Consider the following 17,236-nt stretch of genomic DNA (forward strand, 5'->3'; position numbering starts at 1 on the left):
CGCCGGCCTGAAAACCGGCACGCCCGATCAGGCGAGCGCGAGATTCTACCCGATCCGTGCGGCCTTGTCTCGCCCCGCCGGCACCCGTCGCGCAGCGATGCTAGAATGCCGCGCTCGACGCTTCGGTCTCGCGCCGCCGCGCGTCCCCCGAACCCGCCCCACACGATTCCGCCCGTGAATTTCGACGAATACTGCCAGCAAAAGGCCGCCCCCGCGGGCTCCAGCGTCTACTACGCGCTGCGTCAGGCGCCGCTCGCCACGCAGCCGCGCCTGACGGCGCTGTTCGCGCTGCGCCGCGAACTCGAGGAAACCGTCAAGGAAACCAGCGATCCGACCGTCGGACACACGAAGCTCGCGTGGTGGCACAAGGAACTCGCCGCGCTGGCTGGCGGGCAGCCGTCCCACCCCGTCACGAAGGCGCTCGCGCAACATCATCCGGCGATCGCCGCCGAGGCCGACGCGTTGCGCACGCTCGTCAACGGTTACGGGATGGATCTCGAACAGGCCCGCTACCTCGATTTCGCGAACCTGCAGCGATACATCGCGCAAGTCGGCGGCATGTTCGCATCGCTGGTCGCACGTGCGAGTTCGGCAAACCCGGCCGACCCGCAACCGTGGGCCGCGGACGCCGGCCGCGCGCTGATGCTCGCGCAGTTCGTGCAGGAACTCGGCAACGACGCGCGCCACGGCCGCATCTACCTGCCGATCGACGAACTGCAGCGCTACAACGTGACCGCGGCCGATCTGCTGAACCGCCGCTACAGCCCCGCCTTCACCGAATTGCTGCAGTTCCAGACGGCCCGCGCGCGCGAAGCGCTCGCGGCAGCCGCTGCGGCGATTCCCGCCGCCGAACGCCGCACGCAACGCACGCTGCGCGCGCAGATCGCGCTGGCGGGCGCGCTGCTCGACGAAATCGAGCGCGACGGCTACCAGGTGCTGCACCAGCGCATCGCACTGACGCCGATCCGCAAGCTGTGGATCGCATGGCGCGCCGCGCGCCGCCGCTAACCGTCGCGCATCACGCCTTCAACAACGGCAGCGTGTCGAAGCGCTGCTGCAGCACCCGCGCCGCGTCGAGCCCCCACCACGGCCCGAGCACGGTCGCATAAAGCTGGCGGAAATCGACCGCGACCGGCAAGTTCCCGTTGCCGTCGAGCCGGCCGAGCGCCGGGGGCGCGCCGTACAGCCCGCCGGCCACGCGGCCGCCCATCACGAAATGCGGCGCGGCCGTGCCGTGATCGGTGCCGTTGCTCTGGTTTTCGCGCACGCGGCGCCCGAATTCCGCATACGTCATCACGAGCGTCTGATTCCAGCGGCCGAGTTCGATCAGCGCGCCGCGCATTGCGCTCATGCCTTCCGCGAACTGCTTGAGCAGCGCCGCCTGCTGCCCCGGCTGATTCTGGTGCGTGTCGAAGCCGTTGAGCGTCAGGCGCAGCACCGCGACGCCATCCTGCGCGCCGGGCCCGGACGCCTCGCAGGCGGCCAGCACCTGCATCGCGGTCTTGACGGAGGTCCCGAACGCGCCGGCCGGAAAGGCCGTCCTGAATTCACGCATCCCGCCGTGCGGGCGCAGCCGGTCGGCCGCCTTCACGATGTCGTTCTCGACATCGATGATGTGCGCGAGCGCCGGATTCTGCTCGCGCAGCGACGACGGTTCGGCAAGCCGGGCCGCGTGGATGAACTGGGCCGGATTGACGAGTGCGATCGCGCGTGCGCCGTTCGACAGCGGCCCCATCTCGGCGCTGCCGAGCACGACGCCGTCCGCCGCGAAACCGGGCGGCACGGGCGCCTGCGCGAACGTGCGCGTCAGCCAGCCTTCGTGCAGGTACTGATCCGACCGCGACGCGGTATCCCAGATCTCGATCGAGCGGAAATGCGACAGATTCGGCTGCGGATAACCGACGCCCTGCACGACTGCGACCTGCCCGTCGCGCCACAGCGGCATCAGCGGCGCGAGCGACGGATGCAGCCCCGTGTGTGCGTCGAGCTGCAGCACCTGCTCGCGCTTGATGCCGATGCTGCGCCGGAACTGGTAGTACGGCGGATCCGCATACGGCACCACCGTGTTGAGCCCGTCGTTGCCGCCCTTCAGCTCGACGAGAATCAGCACGTTCGCATACCCGGCCGCCGGCTTGCGCCCCGCCTGCGCGGCGGACGCCGCCAGCGCGGGCGACTGCCACATCGACACGCCGGCGGCGGCGGCCGCGCCCGTCAGCGTCAGAAAATCACGTCGGTTCATCGTGCATCCCTTGGTTCGCCGCGCAGCGGCGGCAGCGTTGCCGCGCCGTCGCACCGGTTCGGTGTGGTTCGCATCATTTCAGTTGATAGGCCGGATCCATCAGCAGCGCCTCGAGATACGCGCTGCCGGTCGAATCCGTGTCGATCGCCGCGACCGGCGACAGTTGCAGCACCGCGTGCTGCAGTTGCAGCTCGGTCGACAAGCCCGCGATCGCCTGCGGGCGCGCCCGATATTGCGCCAGCCAGCGTTCGAGGTCGAAGCGCAGGCCGGCGCGCACGGGCTTGGCAGGCGCCGCGCGCGCGCCGGCGGCGGACGCCGTATCGACCACCGGCATCACGTGCGCGCGGGCATTCTGCGGCAGCGTCATCGCATGCGCCTGCGGGTGCATGCCGGCCGTCTCCGTCGCGCGGAACAGTTGCTCGACGAACTGCTTGCGCGCGAGCAGCGTGGTGCTGTTGACCCACAGCGCGCCGCCCGGCCAGCCCTTCACGTTCGGCGGGTAGAACAGGTTCTGCCCGAGCGTGCGCACGGTGTTCGCGAGCATCTGCGGATCGCCGTACGCGACGTCGAACAGCCGCACCGAGCCGACGACGAATTCCGCCGGCGACTTGACGAGCACGCCGCGGTTGCGCGGATCCCAGAATGCATCGGTCGACCACAGCGCGGCGAGCGCCGCGCGGATGTCGTAGCCGCTCGAGCGAAACCGCTCGGCCACCGCGTCGAGCGCAGCCGGTTCCGGCGTGTCCGACACGAACTCGCGCCACAGCTTGCCGGCGATGAAGCGTGCGGTGCCGGGCCGCTTCAGCAGGACGTCGAGAAAGCCGTCGCCGTCGAACGGCCCCGTTTCGCCGAGGATCGTCTTGTCGCCCGCATCGTGCCATTCCGGCCGCACCTCGAAACGCAGCGTGTCGGGGTCGACCGTCCAGCCCGTCATCGCGCGCGCGGCTTCGGTCACGTCGGTCTGCGTGTAGTGCCCTTCGCCGAGCGTGAACAGCTCCATCACCTCGCGCGCGAAATTCTCGTTGGGGCGCCCCTTGCGATTGCTTGCGCCGTCGAGATACTGCAGCATCGCCGGATCCTTCGCGACCGCGTACAGCAGCACGCCGAAGTTACCGAGCGCCTCGCGGCGAAACAGCGCGTTCTGCGCGGCCATCGTCTGCGGATAAGGCACCTTGTCCTGGCCCGACGTGAAGTGTCCGTGCCAGAACAGCGTCATGCGCTCGGTCAACGGCGACGGCGTCACGACCATCTCGTTGACCCACGCCGCGCGCAACGCATCGTAGCGGGCATTGCGCTCGTGGTCCTCGTCGCGCCGCATGTCGGGCGTCAGCGCCTGGCGCTGCGCGCGCGTCGGCGGCAGCTCGTCGAGCCAGTCGGGCCACGTCGTGACGGGTTCGAGCCGAACACTGCCGAGCGTGTCGGCCACGGCCTGCGCGCGCGTCATGCCGACGATGCGCGCAACCTCGGCGGGCCTCGGAGAAAAACCGGTTCGGCTCAGGAAAAACAGCGCTTCGTCGGCGTCGAGCGGCGACTGCATTGCGGGCGACGGCGCCGGGGCGGCAGCGTTCGCTTTCATCGTCATGGACTCCCGGAACGCACCGGCGGTGCGGATGCCGGTACAACGGCAAACGGCGGGCGAAAGTTGACGGAAAAAGTGCTACGAATTTTTTCCGCGCGGCGGAAGGGACGGCGCGTCAGCGCTTGTACAACTCGCGAACGGCGTCTTCGATATGCTGGCGCAGAAGGTGGCGCTCCTCGGGCGTCATGTGCCCGTCGCGGCGGCGCTGTTCGAGGTCGGGAGGCACGGCGGAACGGACCGTCATCTCGGCGGTACGATCGGGCTGCGGCGCCTTGCCGCGCGGCAGCTTGCGCGACTGTGCGCCCTGCTCGGGGCGCTGCGCATACGCGAAGTTCGACGCATACGGACCGGCAAGCGCGATCGTCAGCATCAGTGCAATCCGGGCAGATCGCATGACCGTCCTCGCTTCTTTGGTCGATTTGTTCCCTTCGTCACGCGGCAACCGGTTACCTCTGGTACTTGAAAAACCCTGCGGAATTCGGGTGTCAAAGATAAATGATGGAGTGCTGGGGAGTATCTACCGAATATCGTCTTCGAGTAAAGGAATCTCTATAGCCTGCCTTTACTCGGCGCGACACTACGGGTAAATTTTGTAACCGACTGTAACGCGTGAAAATACGCGCCCGTGCGTCAATTCCCATTCGCGATAAGATGCCGATCATGGAAACGAAAAACCCCTCCAAGATTCTCGTCGTCGACGACGACCCGCGCCTGCGCGATCTGCTGCGCCGCTATCTCGGCGAGCAAGGTTTCAATGTCTATGTCGCGGAAAACGCGACCGCGATGAACAAGCTCTGGGTACGCGAGCGTTTCGACCTGCTCGTGCTCGACCTGATGCTTCCGGGCGAAGACGGCCTGTCGATCTGCCGCCGCCTGCGGGGCAGCAACGACCGCACGCCGATCATCATGCTGACCGCGAAGGGCGAGGACGTCGATCGCATCGTCGGCCTCGAGATGGGCGCCGACGACTACCTGCCGAAGCCGTTCAATCCGCGCGAACTCGTCGCGCGCATTCATGCGGTGCTGCGCCGCCAGGCGCCGGCCGAACTGCCGGGCGCGCCGTCGGAAACCACCGAGGTGTTCGAGTTCGGCGAGTTCTCGCTGAACCTCGCGACGCGCACGCTGACGAAGTCGGGCCAGGAAATTCCGCTGACGACCGGCGAATTCTCGGTGCTGAAGGTATTCGCGCGCCATCCGCGCCAGCCGCTGTCGCGCGAGAAGCTGATGGAGCTCGCGCGCGGCCGTGAATACGAAGTGTTCGACCGCAGCCTCGACGTGCAGATTTCGCGCCTGCGCAAGCTGATCGAGCCGGATCCGGGCAGCCCGCGCTTCATCCAGACGGTCTGGGGCCTCGGCTACGTGTTCATCCCGGACGGCGCCGCCTGATCTTTTTCCTTTCCGGTTTCGCCCCCACGGCCCGTCCCATGCGTATCGACCGGCGCCTCCTGCAGCTCGCGTTCGGCGGGCTGTTCTGGCGCACCTTCCTGCTGATCGCGCTGCTGATCTCGGTCAGTCTCGCCGCGTGGTTCCAGAGCTTTCGCGTGATCGAGCGCGAGCCGCGCGCGCAGCGCGTCGCGCTGCAACTCGTCGCGATCGTGAAGCTCACGCGCACCGCCCTGCTCTATTCCGATCCCGATCTGCGGCGCGCGCTGCTGCAGGATCTCGAGAGCAACGAAGGCGTGCGCGTCTACCCGCGCGAGAAGACCGACAAGTTCAAGCTGCAGCCCGACGAATCGCTGAACCGCCTGATCGAGCACGACATCCGCAGCCGCCTCGGCGACGATACCGTGATCGCGCAGTCGGTCAACGACATTCCCGGCGTGTGGATCAGCTTCAAGATCGACGACGACGATTACTGGGTCGCGCTCGACCGCGACCAGCTCGACAGCGTCACGGGCCTGCAGTGGGCCGGCTGGGGGTTGTTCGCGCTCGCGCTGTCGCTGTTCGGCTCCGCATTCATCACGAGCCTCGTGAACCGGCCGTTCGCGCGGCTCGCGCTCGCCGCGCGCCTGGTCGGTTCGGGCCAGGCGCCCGAGCCGCTGCCCGAGCGCGGGATGGGCGTCGCGGCCGAGACCAACCGCAGCTTCAACCAGATGGTGCGCGACCTCGAACAGCTCGAGGCCGACCGCGCGCTGATGCTCGCGGGCATCTCGCACGACCTGCGCACGCCGCTCGCGCGGCTGCGCCTCGAAACCGAGATGAGCCCGTCCGACCAGGCGACCAAGGATGCGATGGTCGACGACATCGAGCAGATGGACCGCATCATCGCGGCCTTCATCGACTACGCGCGCCCGTCGCAGCGCAGGCCCGAGCCCGTCGACCTGTCGTCGATCGCGCAGGAAGTCGCCGCCCGCCTGGCAGGCGAGGACGGCGTCGAGATCCGCACGCGGCTCGCGCCGAGCGCGGTCATCGAGGCCGACGAAACCGACATGCGCCGCGTGATCGGCAACCTCGTCGAGAACGCGCGCAAATACGGCCAGAGCAAGCAGGACGGCATCGCGCGCATCACGCTCGAGACGCGCGTGTCGCATGCACGCGTCGAGCTGTCGGTGAGCGACGAAGGCCCCGGCATCCCCGAGGATCAGCTGCCGCTCGTGATGCGACCGTTCTACCGCGTCGATACCGCGCGCACCAAGGCGGACGGCACCGGCCTCGGGATGGCGATCGTGCTGCGGCTCGTCGGCCGCTACCGCGGCGCGCTACGACTGCGCAACCGCCACCCCGAAGCGGGCCTCGAAGTCACGCTCGAATTCCCCGGCGCCGGCAAGGCGCGTGCGACCGCGTGACGCGCTCACGCAGGCTTCCCGCACTTCACACTATCGAACCGGTTGAAAAAAGCTATGGGGTTCGTTAGTTAAAATCTATTGAAGCACTTTACTAATAGCGTTATAGTTTGCCGCATGCTGTCACATCAGCGTTGCAGCACCGAGGTAGCTTGACTCAGTCTTCTTCCCAACTCATACAGGAGTATCCGCATGAAAACCGTGGGCGATAAACTCGAAGCTTTCACCGTCGTAGCCGCGAAGCCGGGCTTCAACAATCACGAGGAAAACGGCCAGTCGGCGTTCGAGACCGTCACCGAAGCGTCGTTCCCGGGCAAGTGGAAGATCATCTACTTCTATCCGAAGGATTTCACGTTCGTGTGCCCGACGGAAATCGTCGAGTTCGCGAAGCTCACGAAGCAGTTCGAAGAGCGCGACGCCGTGCTGCTCGGCGGCAGCTCGGACAACGAATTCGTCAAGCTCGCATGGCGCCGTGAGCACAAGGACCTCAACAAGCTGAACCACTACTCGTTCGGCGACGTGAAGGGCGAGCTGATCGACCAGCTCGGCGTGCGCGACAAGGAAGCAGGCGTGGCCCTGCGTGCAACGTTCATCGTCGATCCGGACAACACGATCCAGCACGTTTCGGTGAACAACCTGAACGTCGGCCGCAGCCCGGAAGAAGTCCTGCGTATTCTGGACGGCCTGCAAACGGACGAACTGTGCCCGTGCAACCGTGCAGTCGGCGGCGCAACGCTGTAAGCGCATCGATGCACGAAGCCCGCGGCGCACGTCCTGCCTGCGGGCTTTTTTAACGGCCAACCCATAGGAGATATCAATGGAATTCATCGATTCGATTAAGGCACGTATTCCCGACTATGCGAAGGACATTCGCCTGAACCTCGACGGCACCATCTCGCGCTCGTCGCTCGAAGGCACCGACGCGGTCGGCGTCGCGCTGGCGGCGGCAATCGCGGCGAAAAGCCCGGTGCTCATCAAGACGATCCGCGAAGCCGGCGTGCTGTCGCCCGAAGAGACGAACGCCGTGCTGACGGCGGCCGCGCTGATGGGGATGAACAACACCTGGTATCCGTATGTCGAGATGGCCGACGACGCCGACCTGAAGACGCAACGCGCCGAGCTGCGGATGGGCGCGTATGCGACGCACGGCGGCGTCGACAAGCGCAAGTTCGAGATGTACGCGCTCGCCGCGTCGATCGTGGGCAAGTGCCATTTCTGCGTGAAGTCACACTATGCGCTGCTGAAGAACGAACAAGGGATGACCGTCACGCAGTTGCGCGACGTCGGCCGCATCGCGTCGGTGATCAACGCCGCCGCCCAGGTGATCGCCGCCGAAGGCGAATAAGCGGCAATGCCGCCCGGCCGGCCGCCATGCCGGCGGCGGCCTCCGCCTCAAACGACAATGCCACGCATCCGCGTGGCATTGTCGTTTCCACGGCGCGGCGCGCGGCGGGAACCGCGCGCCGCCGCGACCGGGCGTCAGCCGTCCTGCTTCACCAGCAACGCCGCGGCCTGCGCCTCGATCCCCTCGCCGCGGCCGAGATAGCCGAGCTTCTCGTTGGTCTTCGCCTTCACGTTCACGCGATCGAGCGGCAACCCGAGATCGGCCGCGATGTTCGCGCGCATCCCGTCGATATGCGGCGCGAGTTTCGGCGCCTGGGCGATCACGGTGCTGTCGACGTTACGGATCGTAAAGCCGGCCGCCTTGATGCGCACGGCGCATTCGCGCAGCAGCACGCGGCTGTCCGCGCCCTTGAAGGCCGCGTCCGTATCGGAGAAATGACGGCCGATGTCGCCGAGCGCCGCCGCGCCGAACAGCGCGTCGGTGATCGCGTGCAGCAGCACGTCCGCGTCCGAGTGGCCGAGCAGACCGCGCTCGTAAGGAATCGTCACGCCGCCGATGATGAGGGGGCGCCCCTCGACGAGCTGATGCACGTCGTAGCCTTGTCCGATTCTGAAATCCATGCGTGTTCCGATTGAAATGGGGGAAAAGTCAGGAAGCGTCCGCGGCGCGCCCGAGGATCGCCTCCGCGAGCGCGAAATCTTCCGGATACGTCACCTTGAAGTTGCGAAGGCTGCCCTGCACGACGCGCGGCGTATGGCCGGCCCATTCGATCGCGCTCGCCTCGTCGGTCAGGTCGTGCCCTTCGCGCTGCGCGCGCAGGATCGCCTCGCGCAGCATGCCGATGCGGAACATCTGCGGCGTCTGCGCCTGCCACAGCGCATCGCGCGACTCGGTGCGCGCGATCGCGTCGCCGCCGGCCGGCACGCGCTTGAGCGTATCGGCCACCGGCAGTGCGACGATGCCGCCGACCGGGTCGTCCTTCAGCGTCGCGACCAGCGTGCGGATCAGTTCCGGCGTGATGCCGGGGCGCGCGGCGTCGTGCACAAGCACCCAGTCGCGATCGGTCGCGCCGAATTCGCCCAGTTCGAGCAATCCGTTCAGCACCGACGCCTGCCGCGAACCGCCGCCGCAGCGGCGCACCGCGAAGCGCAGCCCCGCGAAGCGGCGCGCGTCGAAATGGGTATCGTCGGGCGCGAGCACGACGAGCGTCTGGGCAAATTCGCTGCACGCGTCGAACGCGGCAAGCGTGTAATGCAGCAGCGCGCGGCCGGCCAGCGTGCGGTATTGCTTCGGCACGGCCGAGCCGGAGCGGCTGCCCGTACCGGCACAGGGAATCAGGGCGAAGAGTCGGGAAGTCACGAAGGGAAACGCCGGAAAGATGAAATCGAGAAGCGGATTTTATAATAGGTCTTTCGTCTCGACCGGCGCACCGCGATGCGCCCGTGCACGCCACCCCTGTCGTCCCTATGCCAGATAACGCTTTCACCCCGTCCGCCTCGCCCGTTGCCCGCGTCAAGCCCGGCCAGCGCTTCGCCTTCGACGGCGCGCATGGTTCCGCCGACGCGCTCGCCATCGCCCGTTATCTCGCCGACAACCGCCAGGCCGTGCCGCTGCTCGCGGTGATCTGCGCGAACGCGGTCGACGCGCAGCGGCTCTCGCAGGAAATCCGCTACTTCTCCCCCGACGCGCGCGTGCGCCTGCTGCCGGACTGGGAAACGCTGCCGTACGACACGTTCTCGCCGCACCAGGATCTCGTCTCCGAGCGTCTCGCGACGCTCCACGATCTCGGCGAAGGCCGCTGCGACATCCTGCTCGTGCCCGCGACCACCGCGCTGTACCGGATGCCGCCCGCGTCGTTCATGGCGGCATACACGTTCGCCTTCGCGCAGGGCGAGCGGCTCGACGAGGCGAAGCTGAAGGCGCAGCTGACGCTGGCCGGCTACGAGCATGTGAGCCAGGTCGTGCGGCCCGGCGAATACTGCGTGCGCGGCTCGCTGATCGACCTGTACCCGATGGGCTCGCCGCTGCCGTACCGGATCGACCTGTTCGACGACCAGGTCGACTCGATCCGCGCGTTCGACCCCGACACGCAGCGCAGCCTCTACCCGGTGCGCGACGTGCGGCTCCTGCCCGGTCGCGAGTTTCCGTTCGACGAAGCCGCGCGCACGGCCTTCCGCAGCCGCTGGCGCGAGACTTTCGAGGGCGACCCGAGCCGCGCGCCGATCTACAAGGACATCGGCAACGGCGTGCCGTCGGCCGGCATCGAGTACTACCTGCCGCTGTTCTTCGACGAAACCGCGACGCTGTTCCACTACCTGCCGCAGGACGCGCACCTCGTGTTCACCGGCGATCTCGAAGCGTCGATCCGCCGCTTCACGGCCGACACGAAGCAGCGCCACGCGTTCCTCGCGCACGACCGCGAGCGGCCGATCCTCGAGCCGCAGCGGCTGTTCCTGTCCGACGAGGACTTCTTCGCCCTCTCGAAGCCGTTCGCGCGCGTCGCGCTGCCCGCGCAGCCGGCCGGCGGCTGGGCGACGGCGCTGCCCGAGCTCACCGTCGACCGCCATGCGGACGATCCGCTCGCGTCGCTGCGCTCGTTCGTCGAATCGTCGGGCAAGCGCGTGCTGCTGACGGTCGAATCGGCCGGCCGCCGCGAAACGATCCTGCAACTGCTCGCCGATCACCATCTGCGCCCGGCGTCGAACGACCATTTCGCGGGCTGGCTCGCGAGCGACGAACGCTTCGCGCTCGGCGTCGCGCCGCTGTCGAACGGCTTCGCGGTGCCGGGCGAAGGCTACGCGATCGTCACCGAAACCGAGCTGTACGGCGCACTCGGCCGCCGCGCGGGCCGCCGCCGGCAGGAACAGGCCAGCAATGTCGACGCGATGGTGCGCGACCTGTCGGAGCTGAAGGTCGGCGATCCGGTCGTCCACGCGCAGCACGGCATCGGCCGCTACATGGGCCTCGTGTCGATGGATCTCGGCGAAGGCGAGACCGAATTCCTGCATCTCGAATACTCGGGCGACAGCAAGCTCTACGTGCCGGTCGCGCAACTGCACGTGATCTCACGCTACAGCGGCGCCGATCCCGACAGCGCGCCGCTGCACGCGCTCGGCTCCGGCCAGTGGGAGCGTGCGAAGCGCAAGGCCGCGCAGCAGATCCGCGACACGGCGGCCGAGCTGCTGAACCTGTATGCGCGGCGCGCGGCGCGCGAGGGCCACGCGTTCTCGCTCGACCCGCGCGACTACGTGAAGTTCGCGGAGAGCTTCGGTTTCGAGGAAACGCCCGACCAGGCCGCCGCGATCGCGGCCGTGATCGGCGACATGACGAGCGGCAAGCCGATGGACCGCCTCGTGTGCGGCGACGTCGGCTTCGGCAAGACCGAGGTCGCGCTGCGCGCCGCGTTCATCGCGGTGCTGGGCGGCAAGCAGGTCGCGCTGCTGTCGCCGACCACGCTGCTCGCCGAGCAGCACACGCAGACCTTCGCCGACCGCTTCGCGGACTGGCCGGTGCGGATCGTCGAGCTGTCGCGCTTCAAGACCACGAAGGAAGTGAATGCGGCGATCGCGCAGATCAACGAAGGCAGCGTCGACATCGTGATCGGCACGCACAAGCTGCTGTCGTCGGACGTGCAGTTCAAGCGCCTCGGCCTCGTGATCATCGACGAGGAACACCGCTTCGGCGTGCGCCAGAAGGAAGCGCTGAAGGCGCTGCGCGCGGAAGTCGACGTGCTGACGCTCACCGCGACGCCGATCCCGCGCACGCTCGGGATGGCGCTCGAAGGCTTGCGCGATTTCTCGGTCATCGCCACCGCGCCGCAGAAGCGGCTCGCGATCAAGACCTTCGTGCGCCGCGAGGAGGAAAGCGTGATCCGCGAGGCGATGCTGCGCGAGCTGAAGCGCGGCGGCCAGGTCTACTTCCTGCACAACGAGGTCGAGACGATCGAGAACCGCAGGGCGATGCTCGAGGAACTGGTGCCCGAGGCGCGCATCGCGATCGCGCACGGCCAGATGCACGAGCGCGAGCTCGAGCGCGTGATGCGCGATTTCGTCGCGCAGCGCGCGAACGTACTGCTGTGCACGACGATCATCGAGACCGGCATCGACGTGCCGAGCGCGAACACGATCATCATGCATCGCTCGGACAAGTTCGGCCTCGCGCAGCTCCACCAGTTGCGCGGCCGCGTCGGCCGTTCGCACCACCAGGCGTACGCGTACCTGCTCGTGCACGATCCGCAGGCCCTGACCAAGCAGGCGCAGCGTCGCCTCGAGGCGATCCAGCAGATGGAGGAGCTGGGCTCGGGCTTCTATCTCGCGATGCACGACCTCGAGATCCGCGGCACCGGCGAGGTGCTCGGCGACAAGCAGTCGGGCGAAATCCACGAGATCGGCTTCCAGCTCTATACGGACATGCTGAACGACGCGGTGAAGGCGCTGAAGAACGGCAAGGAGCCCGACCTCACCGCCCCGCTCGCCGCGACGACGGAAATCAACCTGCATGCGCCCGCGATCCTGCCGGCCGACTACTGCGCGGACGTGCAGGAGCGGCTGTCGCTGTACAAGCGCCTCGCGAACTGCGAGCATGGCGACGCGATCGACGGCATCCAGGAAGAACTGATCGACCGCTTCGGCAAGCTGCCGCCGCAGGCGCACGCGCTCGTCGAGACGCACCGCCTGCGGATCGCCGCGAAGCCGCTCGGCATCGTGAAGATCGACGCGAGCGAGGTTGCGATCGGGCTGCAGTTCGAGCCGAACCCGCCGATCGATCCGATGCGGATCATCGAGATGGTGCAGAAGCACCGGCACATCAAGCTCGCGGGCCAGGACAAGCTGCGCATCGAAACACGCTCGCCCGATCTCGCGATCCGCGTATCGACGATCAAGGAAACGCTGCGCGCGCTCGGCCCCAGGCAGGGCGCGGCCGCCGCGGCGCGCTGACGGTCGCGGCGATGCTGCGGTGCGTCGCGCCCGCGGCAGGCGCGGCGAAGCGTTTTTGAGTATGATTTTCCCATTCATCAGACGGAGTTCCGCCATGTCCACTCTCGACGCGACGGCGTCGTCCGCCGCCGCCCAAGGCGACGCGCCGCTCGTCAGCCTGCCCTGGATCAAGCAACTGGTGTCGATGGACACGACGAGCCGCGTGCCGAATCTCGGCCTGATCGAAACGGTGCGCGACGCGCTGGCCGCGAAGGGCATCGTCTCGACCATCACGCACGATTCGCGCGAAGGCTGGGCCAACCTGTTTGCGACCGTGCCCGCGCACGACGGCTCGACGAACGGCGGCATCGTGCTGTCGGGGCACACCGACGTCGTGCCCGTCGACGGCCAGCAATGGGACAGCAACCCGTTCGCACCGGAAATCCGCGACGGCCGCCTGTACGGCCGCGGCACCTGCGACATGAAGGGCTTCATCGGCACGGCGCTCGCACTGCTGCCCGAGATGCAGGCGACGAAGCTCGCACAGCCGATCCATTTCGCGCTGTCCTACGACGAGGAGATCGGCTGCGCCGGCGCGCCGCTGATGATCGCCGACCTGGTCAAGCGCGGCGTGCAGCCGTCGGGCTGCATCGTCGGCGAGCCCACCAGCATGCGTCCGATCATTGCGCACAAGGGCATCAACGCGTACCGCTGCTGCGTGCGCGGCCACGCGGCGCATTCGTCGCTGACGCCGAAGGGGCTGAACGCGATCGAGTATGCGGCGCGCCTGATCTGCCACATCCGCGACATCGCCGACCGCTTCCGCGCGGAAGGCCCGTTCGACGCGCTGTACGACGTGCCGTTCACCACGGCGCAGACGAGCACGATCCAGGGCGGCAACGCGATCAACACGGTGCCGGCCGAATGCCGGTTCGATTTCGAGTTCCGCAACCTGCCCACGCTCGATCCGGAGCAGATCTTCACGCGCATCGAAGCGTATGCGCAGGAAACGCTGCTGCCGCAGATGCGCCGCGAGCATCCGAACGCCGCCATCGAATTCTCGAAGATCGCCGCGGCGCCGGGCCTCGATGCGACCGAGCAGGCCGCGATCACGCAGCTCGTGCGCGCGCTGACCGCCGACCAGGACAAGCGCAAGGTCGCGTACGGCACCGAGGCCGGCCTGTTCGAACGCGCGGGCGTCCCGAGCGTCGTGTGCGGGCCCGGCAACATCGAGCAGGCGCACAAGCCGAACGAATACGTCGAGCTTGCGCAGCTCGCCGGCTGCGAGCAGTTCCTGCGCAAGTTCATCCGCAGCATGTCGGTCGACGCTCACTGACTGCCTCCCCGCCACGCCGGCCCGCGTGTGCGGGCCGGCCCACTCCGCCACCCGCCACGTCATGTCGACTGAACAACAGGGCACGGCCCATCCGACGATCGACGGCGAGCCGATCCCGACGCTCGACGACATCGCCGCGCAGCATTTCGCGTTGTCGCCGTGGGTCGCACGCACGCCCGTCTTCGAGCGCGCCGACCTGCCGTCCCTCGAGGGCACGCACGTCAACTTCAAGTTCGAGCTGCTGCAGGCGAGCGGCAGCTTCAAGGCGCGCGGCGCATTCACGCATCTGCTCGCGCTCGACGAGGCGCGCAGGAACGCCGGCGTGACCTGCGTGTCGGCCGGCAACCACGCGGCGGCCGTCGCGTATGCGGCAATGCGGCTCGGCAGCAGCGCAAAAGTCGTGATGTTCCATACCGCAAGCCCGTCGCGCATCGCGCAATGCAAGCGGTACCGCGCGGAAGTCGTGCTGGCGGCCAGCGCGTCGCAGGCGTTCGATCTCGTCCGACGGATCGAGGCGGAGGAAGGCCGCTTCTTCATTCATCCGTTCAACGGCTATCACACGATCCTCGGCACCGCGACGCTCGGCTACGAATGGGCGACGCAGACGCCCGACCTCGACGCGGTGATCGTGCCGATCGGCGGCGGCGGGCTCGCGGCCGGCATGGCGACCGCGCTGCGGCTCGCGAATCCGCGCGTGCACGTGTACGGCGTCGAGCCGGAAGGCGCCGACGCGATGAGCCGCAGCTTCGCGGCGAATCACACGATCCGGATGAGCGCGATGCAGACGATCGCCGATTCGCTGATGGCGCCGCATACCGAGGAATACAGCTACCAGCTGTGCCGGCGCCACGTCGACCGCATCGTCACCGTGTCCGACGACGCGCTGCGCGCCGCGATGCTGTTCCTGTTCTCGCACCTGAAACTGTCGATCGAGCCGGCTTGCGCGGCCGCGCTCGCCGCGCTGCTCGGCCCGCTGCGCGAGACGCTGCAGGGCAAGCGCGTCGGCGTGCTGCTGTCGGGCACGAACACCGACCCCGCCACCCTCGGCATGCATCTCGCGCACGCGACGTTGCAGCACTGAACGCGCCGGGCGCCGGCGCACCGACCTAGGGTTATCCCCAGATTATGTTGACAGCCCTGTTGATAACCCGCCGGACAAACACGCAAGTGGTTGAACGCGCAGCGTTTTGCGGGCGCGAAGGTCGATCGTCGCAAATTGGGCAGATGCGGTCACAGGGCGCACGCGCCGCGACGCGGCGCCCCCGCGTGCGGCCGGTGCTCGGCGCCCTCGCGATCGCGCTGCTCGCCGGTTGCGCGGCGCCGCCCTCGCCCGTCGTCGGCGCGCAGCCGGCCTGCACGCAGCCGGGCGAGCACCGCATGTTGCAGGCCGACCTCCTGTTCGGGCGCGACATCGCCGGGCGCGGCGCCGTCACCGACGCGGAGCGCGCGGCCTTCCTCGCCGACACGGTCACGCCGCGCTTCCCCGATGGCCTCACCTACTGGGATACGCACGGCCAGTGGCGCGACCGCGCGAGCGGCGCGATCACGCACGAAGACAGCTTCGTGATCCGTATCCTCGCCGACGATACACCCGACACGCGCGCACGGCTCACCGCGATCCGCCAAGCGTACGTGCAGCGCTTCCATCAGGAGTCGGTCGGCATCACGCTCGTGCCGGCCTGCGCGTCGTTCTGATTCAGCCTCCGGTCGCAAAAATGCAGGCGGGCTACTGACGCCCAGCCGCGAGCAACGGCGATGTTGACCCCACTCACCGGAAAGCGCGGCCAGCGGATATCAGGCGTGCACTCGGACACACTCTTATACCGCGAGGCTACGGAATCGACGTCGTCGGAGAGCAGTAATTGCAGACGAAAAAAGGCACCTGATTTATGAGATAAATCGGCGATGTTGACATGAATGCAAATGCGATTCATTATCATTCGCGCCGATCACGTCTTTAAGTGACCGGTTCTTCCAACAATTTCAAATCGGAGTCCTGAATAATGAAAGTACTGAGTAGTCAGGATGTGATGAGAGTATCGGGGGCCGGTCTTGCCGGGACCGTGGCTGGCGGCGTAGCCGGAACCGTTGCCGGACAATATATAGGGGCGGAAGTCGGCGCCGGAATTGGCGCTGCGGTTGGATCCATCGTTCCAGGAGTCGGCACGGTGGGCGGAGCGATTATCGGCGGCGCAGTCGGCATGTTATATGGCCCGACTGTTGGCGGATTGACCGGCGCCTACGTACTTGATCGCATTCAAGACTACGGTTGGTCGTACTTTTCCCCTCGTGGTGTCTCGTTTGAGCAGCTGTGGGAAGCGACGAGCAGCCTGTAGTTGATGGAAATAGCCGATTCCCGGAAAAACTAGTGGAATCTCACCGTATCGAATCAATCATTATTTTCGATATCTCATGCTGATCCCTGTCAGGCGCTTTCTCGAAGTGACTATTGCGCGTCTGTTCGCCGCGCAGTTAGTGAGTATCGTTGCATTTCTGATGCTTGCTCAAAATCGAGCCGCCAAATATCTCGTGTTCTGTGCGACTTGCTTTGTCGGGGCATTCATTGTCGGGCGCCTGACCCGCATCTGCGGGCAATCCGGTTGCGATCGATTGCCCTACTATCCCCGCTGGCTCTCAATGCAGGCCGTCATCCTCAATCTTGGGTTGTCACTGATTGCCTTGGCCGCCGGTCGGAACGGATGGATATGCGCTGTCACGCTTCCCTGCATATTCGGCCTGGTTTGTAGCGACTATCTTTACTTGCGGCGTCAGGACCAGTCAAAGCGCTAACTGCACGGGCGAACATGGGAAAGTAGCGCATCCCGACAACGCGCCGGAAAGTCGATATACCGATTGCCTCGTGAAATTCAAAGTAATCCAGCTTCGATAATTTGCCTGGCTGATCATGTCGATTCAGCAATCGCTCTTTCGTACGAGGGCTGAGCAAGCCCAGCGCAAGACTTCGTTCGTTGTGACCAACTTATGGCGGGACTTACCCCCGCAGGAGTCCGCCCATGCCGGGCGCACAAAAAACGGGC

At 66.9% G+C, this 17,236-nt stretch carries 16 protein-coding genes; 11 read left to right on the forward strand and 5 right to left on the reverse strand.

The features are described from left to right. Positions 1-174 precede the first annotated feature (174 nt). Complete coding sequence (hpnD, locus tag GQ56_RS0114260; RefSeq protein WP_031399300.1) at positions 175-1,008, forward strand: presqualene diphosphate synthase HpnD; 834 nt, start codon at positions 175-177, stop codon at positions 1,006-1,008. Positions 1,009-1,018: 10 nt separating this feature from the next. On the opposite strand, the gene GQ56_RS0114265 is transcribed toward hpnD, so the two are convergent. The 3 genes from GQ56_RS0114265 to GQ56_RS0114275 all read right to left on the reverse strand — a co-directional run bounded on the left by GQ56_RS0114265 (position 1,019) and on the right by GQ56_RS0114275 (position 4,212). Then, positions 1,019-2,239, reverse strand: coding sequence for a DUF1501 domain-containing protein (locus GQ56_RS0114265; RefSeq protein WP_031399301.1), 1,221 nt, complete (start codon positions 2,237-2,239; stop codon positions 1,019-1,021). 73 nt (positions 2,240-2,312) lie between these two features. Continuing rightward, entirely contained in the window at positions 2,313-3,815 is a 1,503-nt protein-coding gene (locus GQ56_RS0114270; protein WP_031399302.1) for a DUF1800 domain-containing protein, read from the reverse strand. Between the two features lie 118 nt (positions 3,816-3,933). Further along, the gene (locus GQ56_RS0114275; protein ID WP_031399303.1) at positions 3,934-4,212 is read right to left on the reverse strand and encodes a hypothetical protein; all 279 of its coding nucleotides are present in this window, start codon (positions 4,210-4,212) and stop codon (positions 3,934-3,936) included. A gap of 257 nt (positions 4,213-4,469) precedes the next feature. Here GQ56_RS0114275 and ompR point away from each other — a divergent pair, with 257 nt between their 5' ends. From ompR to GQ56_RS0114295, 4 genes are all read left to right on the forward strand, one after another. Further along, positions 4,470-5,204, forward strand: coding sequence for an osmolarity response regulator transcription factor OmpR (gene ompR, locus GQ56_RS0114280; protein ID WP_006478565.1), 735 nt, complete (start codon positions 4,470-4,472; stop codon positions 5,202-5,204). Positions 5,205-5,242: 38 nt separating this feature from the next. Further along, on the forward strand, positions 5,243-6,604 hold the full coding sequence (locus GQ56_RS0114285; protein ID WP_031399304.1) for an ATP-binding protein: 1,362 nt from the start codon (positions 5,243-5,245) through the stop codon (positions 6,602-6,604). A 189-nt stretch (positions 6,605-6,793) separates the two neighbouring features. After that, positions 6,794-7,342, forward strand: coding sequence for a peroxiredoxin (locus tag GQ56_RS0114290; protein ID WP_031399305.1), 549 nt, complete (start codon positions 6,794-6,796; stop codon positions 7,340-7,342). A 76-nt stretch (positions 7,343-7,418) separates the two neighbouring features. After that, on the forward strand, positions 7,419-7,946 hold the full coding sequence (locus GQ56_RS0114295) for a carboxymuconolactone decarboxylase family protein (protein ID WP_031399306.1): 528 nt from the start codon (positions 7,419-7,421) through the stop codon (positions 7,944-7,946). A gap of 134 nt (positions 7,947-8,080) precedes the next feature. Here GQ56_RS0114295 and ispF read toward each other — a convergent pair whose 3' ends face one another. Beyond that, positions 8,081-8,566, reverse strand: coding sequence for a 2-C-methyl-D-erythritol 2,4-cyclodiphosphate synthase (ispF, locus tag GQ56_RS0114300; RefSeq protein ID WP_031399307.1), 486 nt, complete (start codon positions 8,564-8,566; stop codon positions 8,081-8,083). Positions 8,567-8,594: 28 nt separating this feature from the next. Then, the gene (ispD, locus tag GQ56_RS0114305; protein ID WP_031399308.1) at positions 8,595-9,305 is read right to left on the reverse strand and encodes a 2-C-methyl-D-erythritol 4-phosphate cytidylyltransferase; all 711 of its coding nucleotides are present in this window, start codon (positions 9,303-9,305) and stop codon (positions 8,595-8,597) included. Between the two features lie 107 nt (positions 9,306-9,412). On the opposite strand from ispD, the gene mfd reads away from it, so the two are divergent. From mfd to GQ56_RS0114330, 6 genes are all read left to right on the forward strand, one after another. Next, positions 9,413-12,883: a transcription-repair coupling factor gene (gene mfd, locus GQ56_RS0114310; protein WP_031399309.1), complete on the forward strand. Its 3,471-nt coding sequence runs from the start codon at positions 9,413-9,415 to the stop codon at positions 12,881-12,883. A gap of 94 nt (positions 12,884-12,977) precedes the next feature. After that, positions 12,978-14,198, forward strand: coding sequence for an acetylornithine deacetylase (gene argE / locus GQ56_RS0114315; RefSeq protein WP_031399310.1), 1,221 nt, complete (start codon positions 12,978-12,980; stop codon positions 14,196-14,198). 61 nt (positions 14,199-14,259) lie between these two features. Next, on the forward strand, positions 14,260-15,279 hold the full coding sequence (locus GQ56_RS0114320; protein ID WP_031399311.1) for a threonine/serine dehydratase: 1,020 nt from the start codon (positions 14,260-14,262) through the stop codon (positions 15,277-15,279). 143 nt (positions 15,280-15,422) lie between these two features. After that, positions 15,423-15,893: a DUF3574 domain-containing protein gene (locus tag GQ56_RS0114325; protein WP_081894909.1), complete on the forward strand. Its 471-nt coding sequence runs from the start codon at positions 15,423-15,425 to the stop codon at positions 15,891-15,893. 308 nt (positions 15,894-16,201) lie between these two features. Further along, positions 16,202-16,534 (forward strand): hypothetical protein, encoded by a 333-nt coding sequence (locus tag GQ56_RS44285; protein WP_152601758.1) that lies wholly within the window; start codon positions 16,202-16,204, stop codon positions 16,532-16,534. A gap of 76 nt (positions 16,535-16,610) precedes the next feature. Next, on the forward strand, positions 16,611-16,988 hold the full coding sequence (locus GQ56_RS0114330) for a hypothetical protein (protein WP_031399313.1): 378 nt from the start codon (positions 16,611-16,613) through the stop codon (positions 16,986-16,988). Positions 16,989-17,236: the final 248 nt, after the last annotated feature.

The sequence above is a fragment of the Burkholderia paludis genome, from assembly GCF_000732615.1.
GTDB lineage: Bacteria > Pseudomonadota > Gammaproteobacteria > Burkholderiales > Burkholderiaceae > Burkholderia > Burkholderia paludis.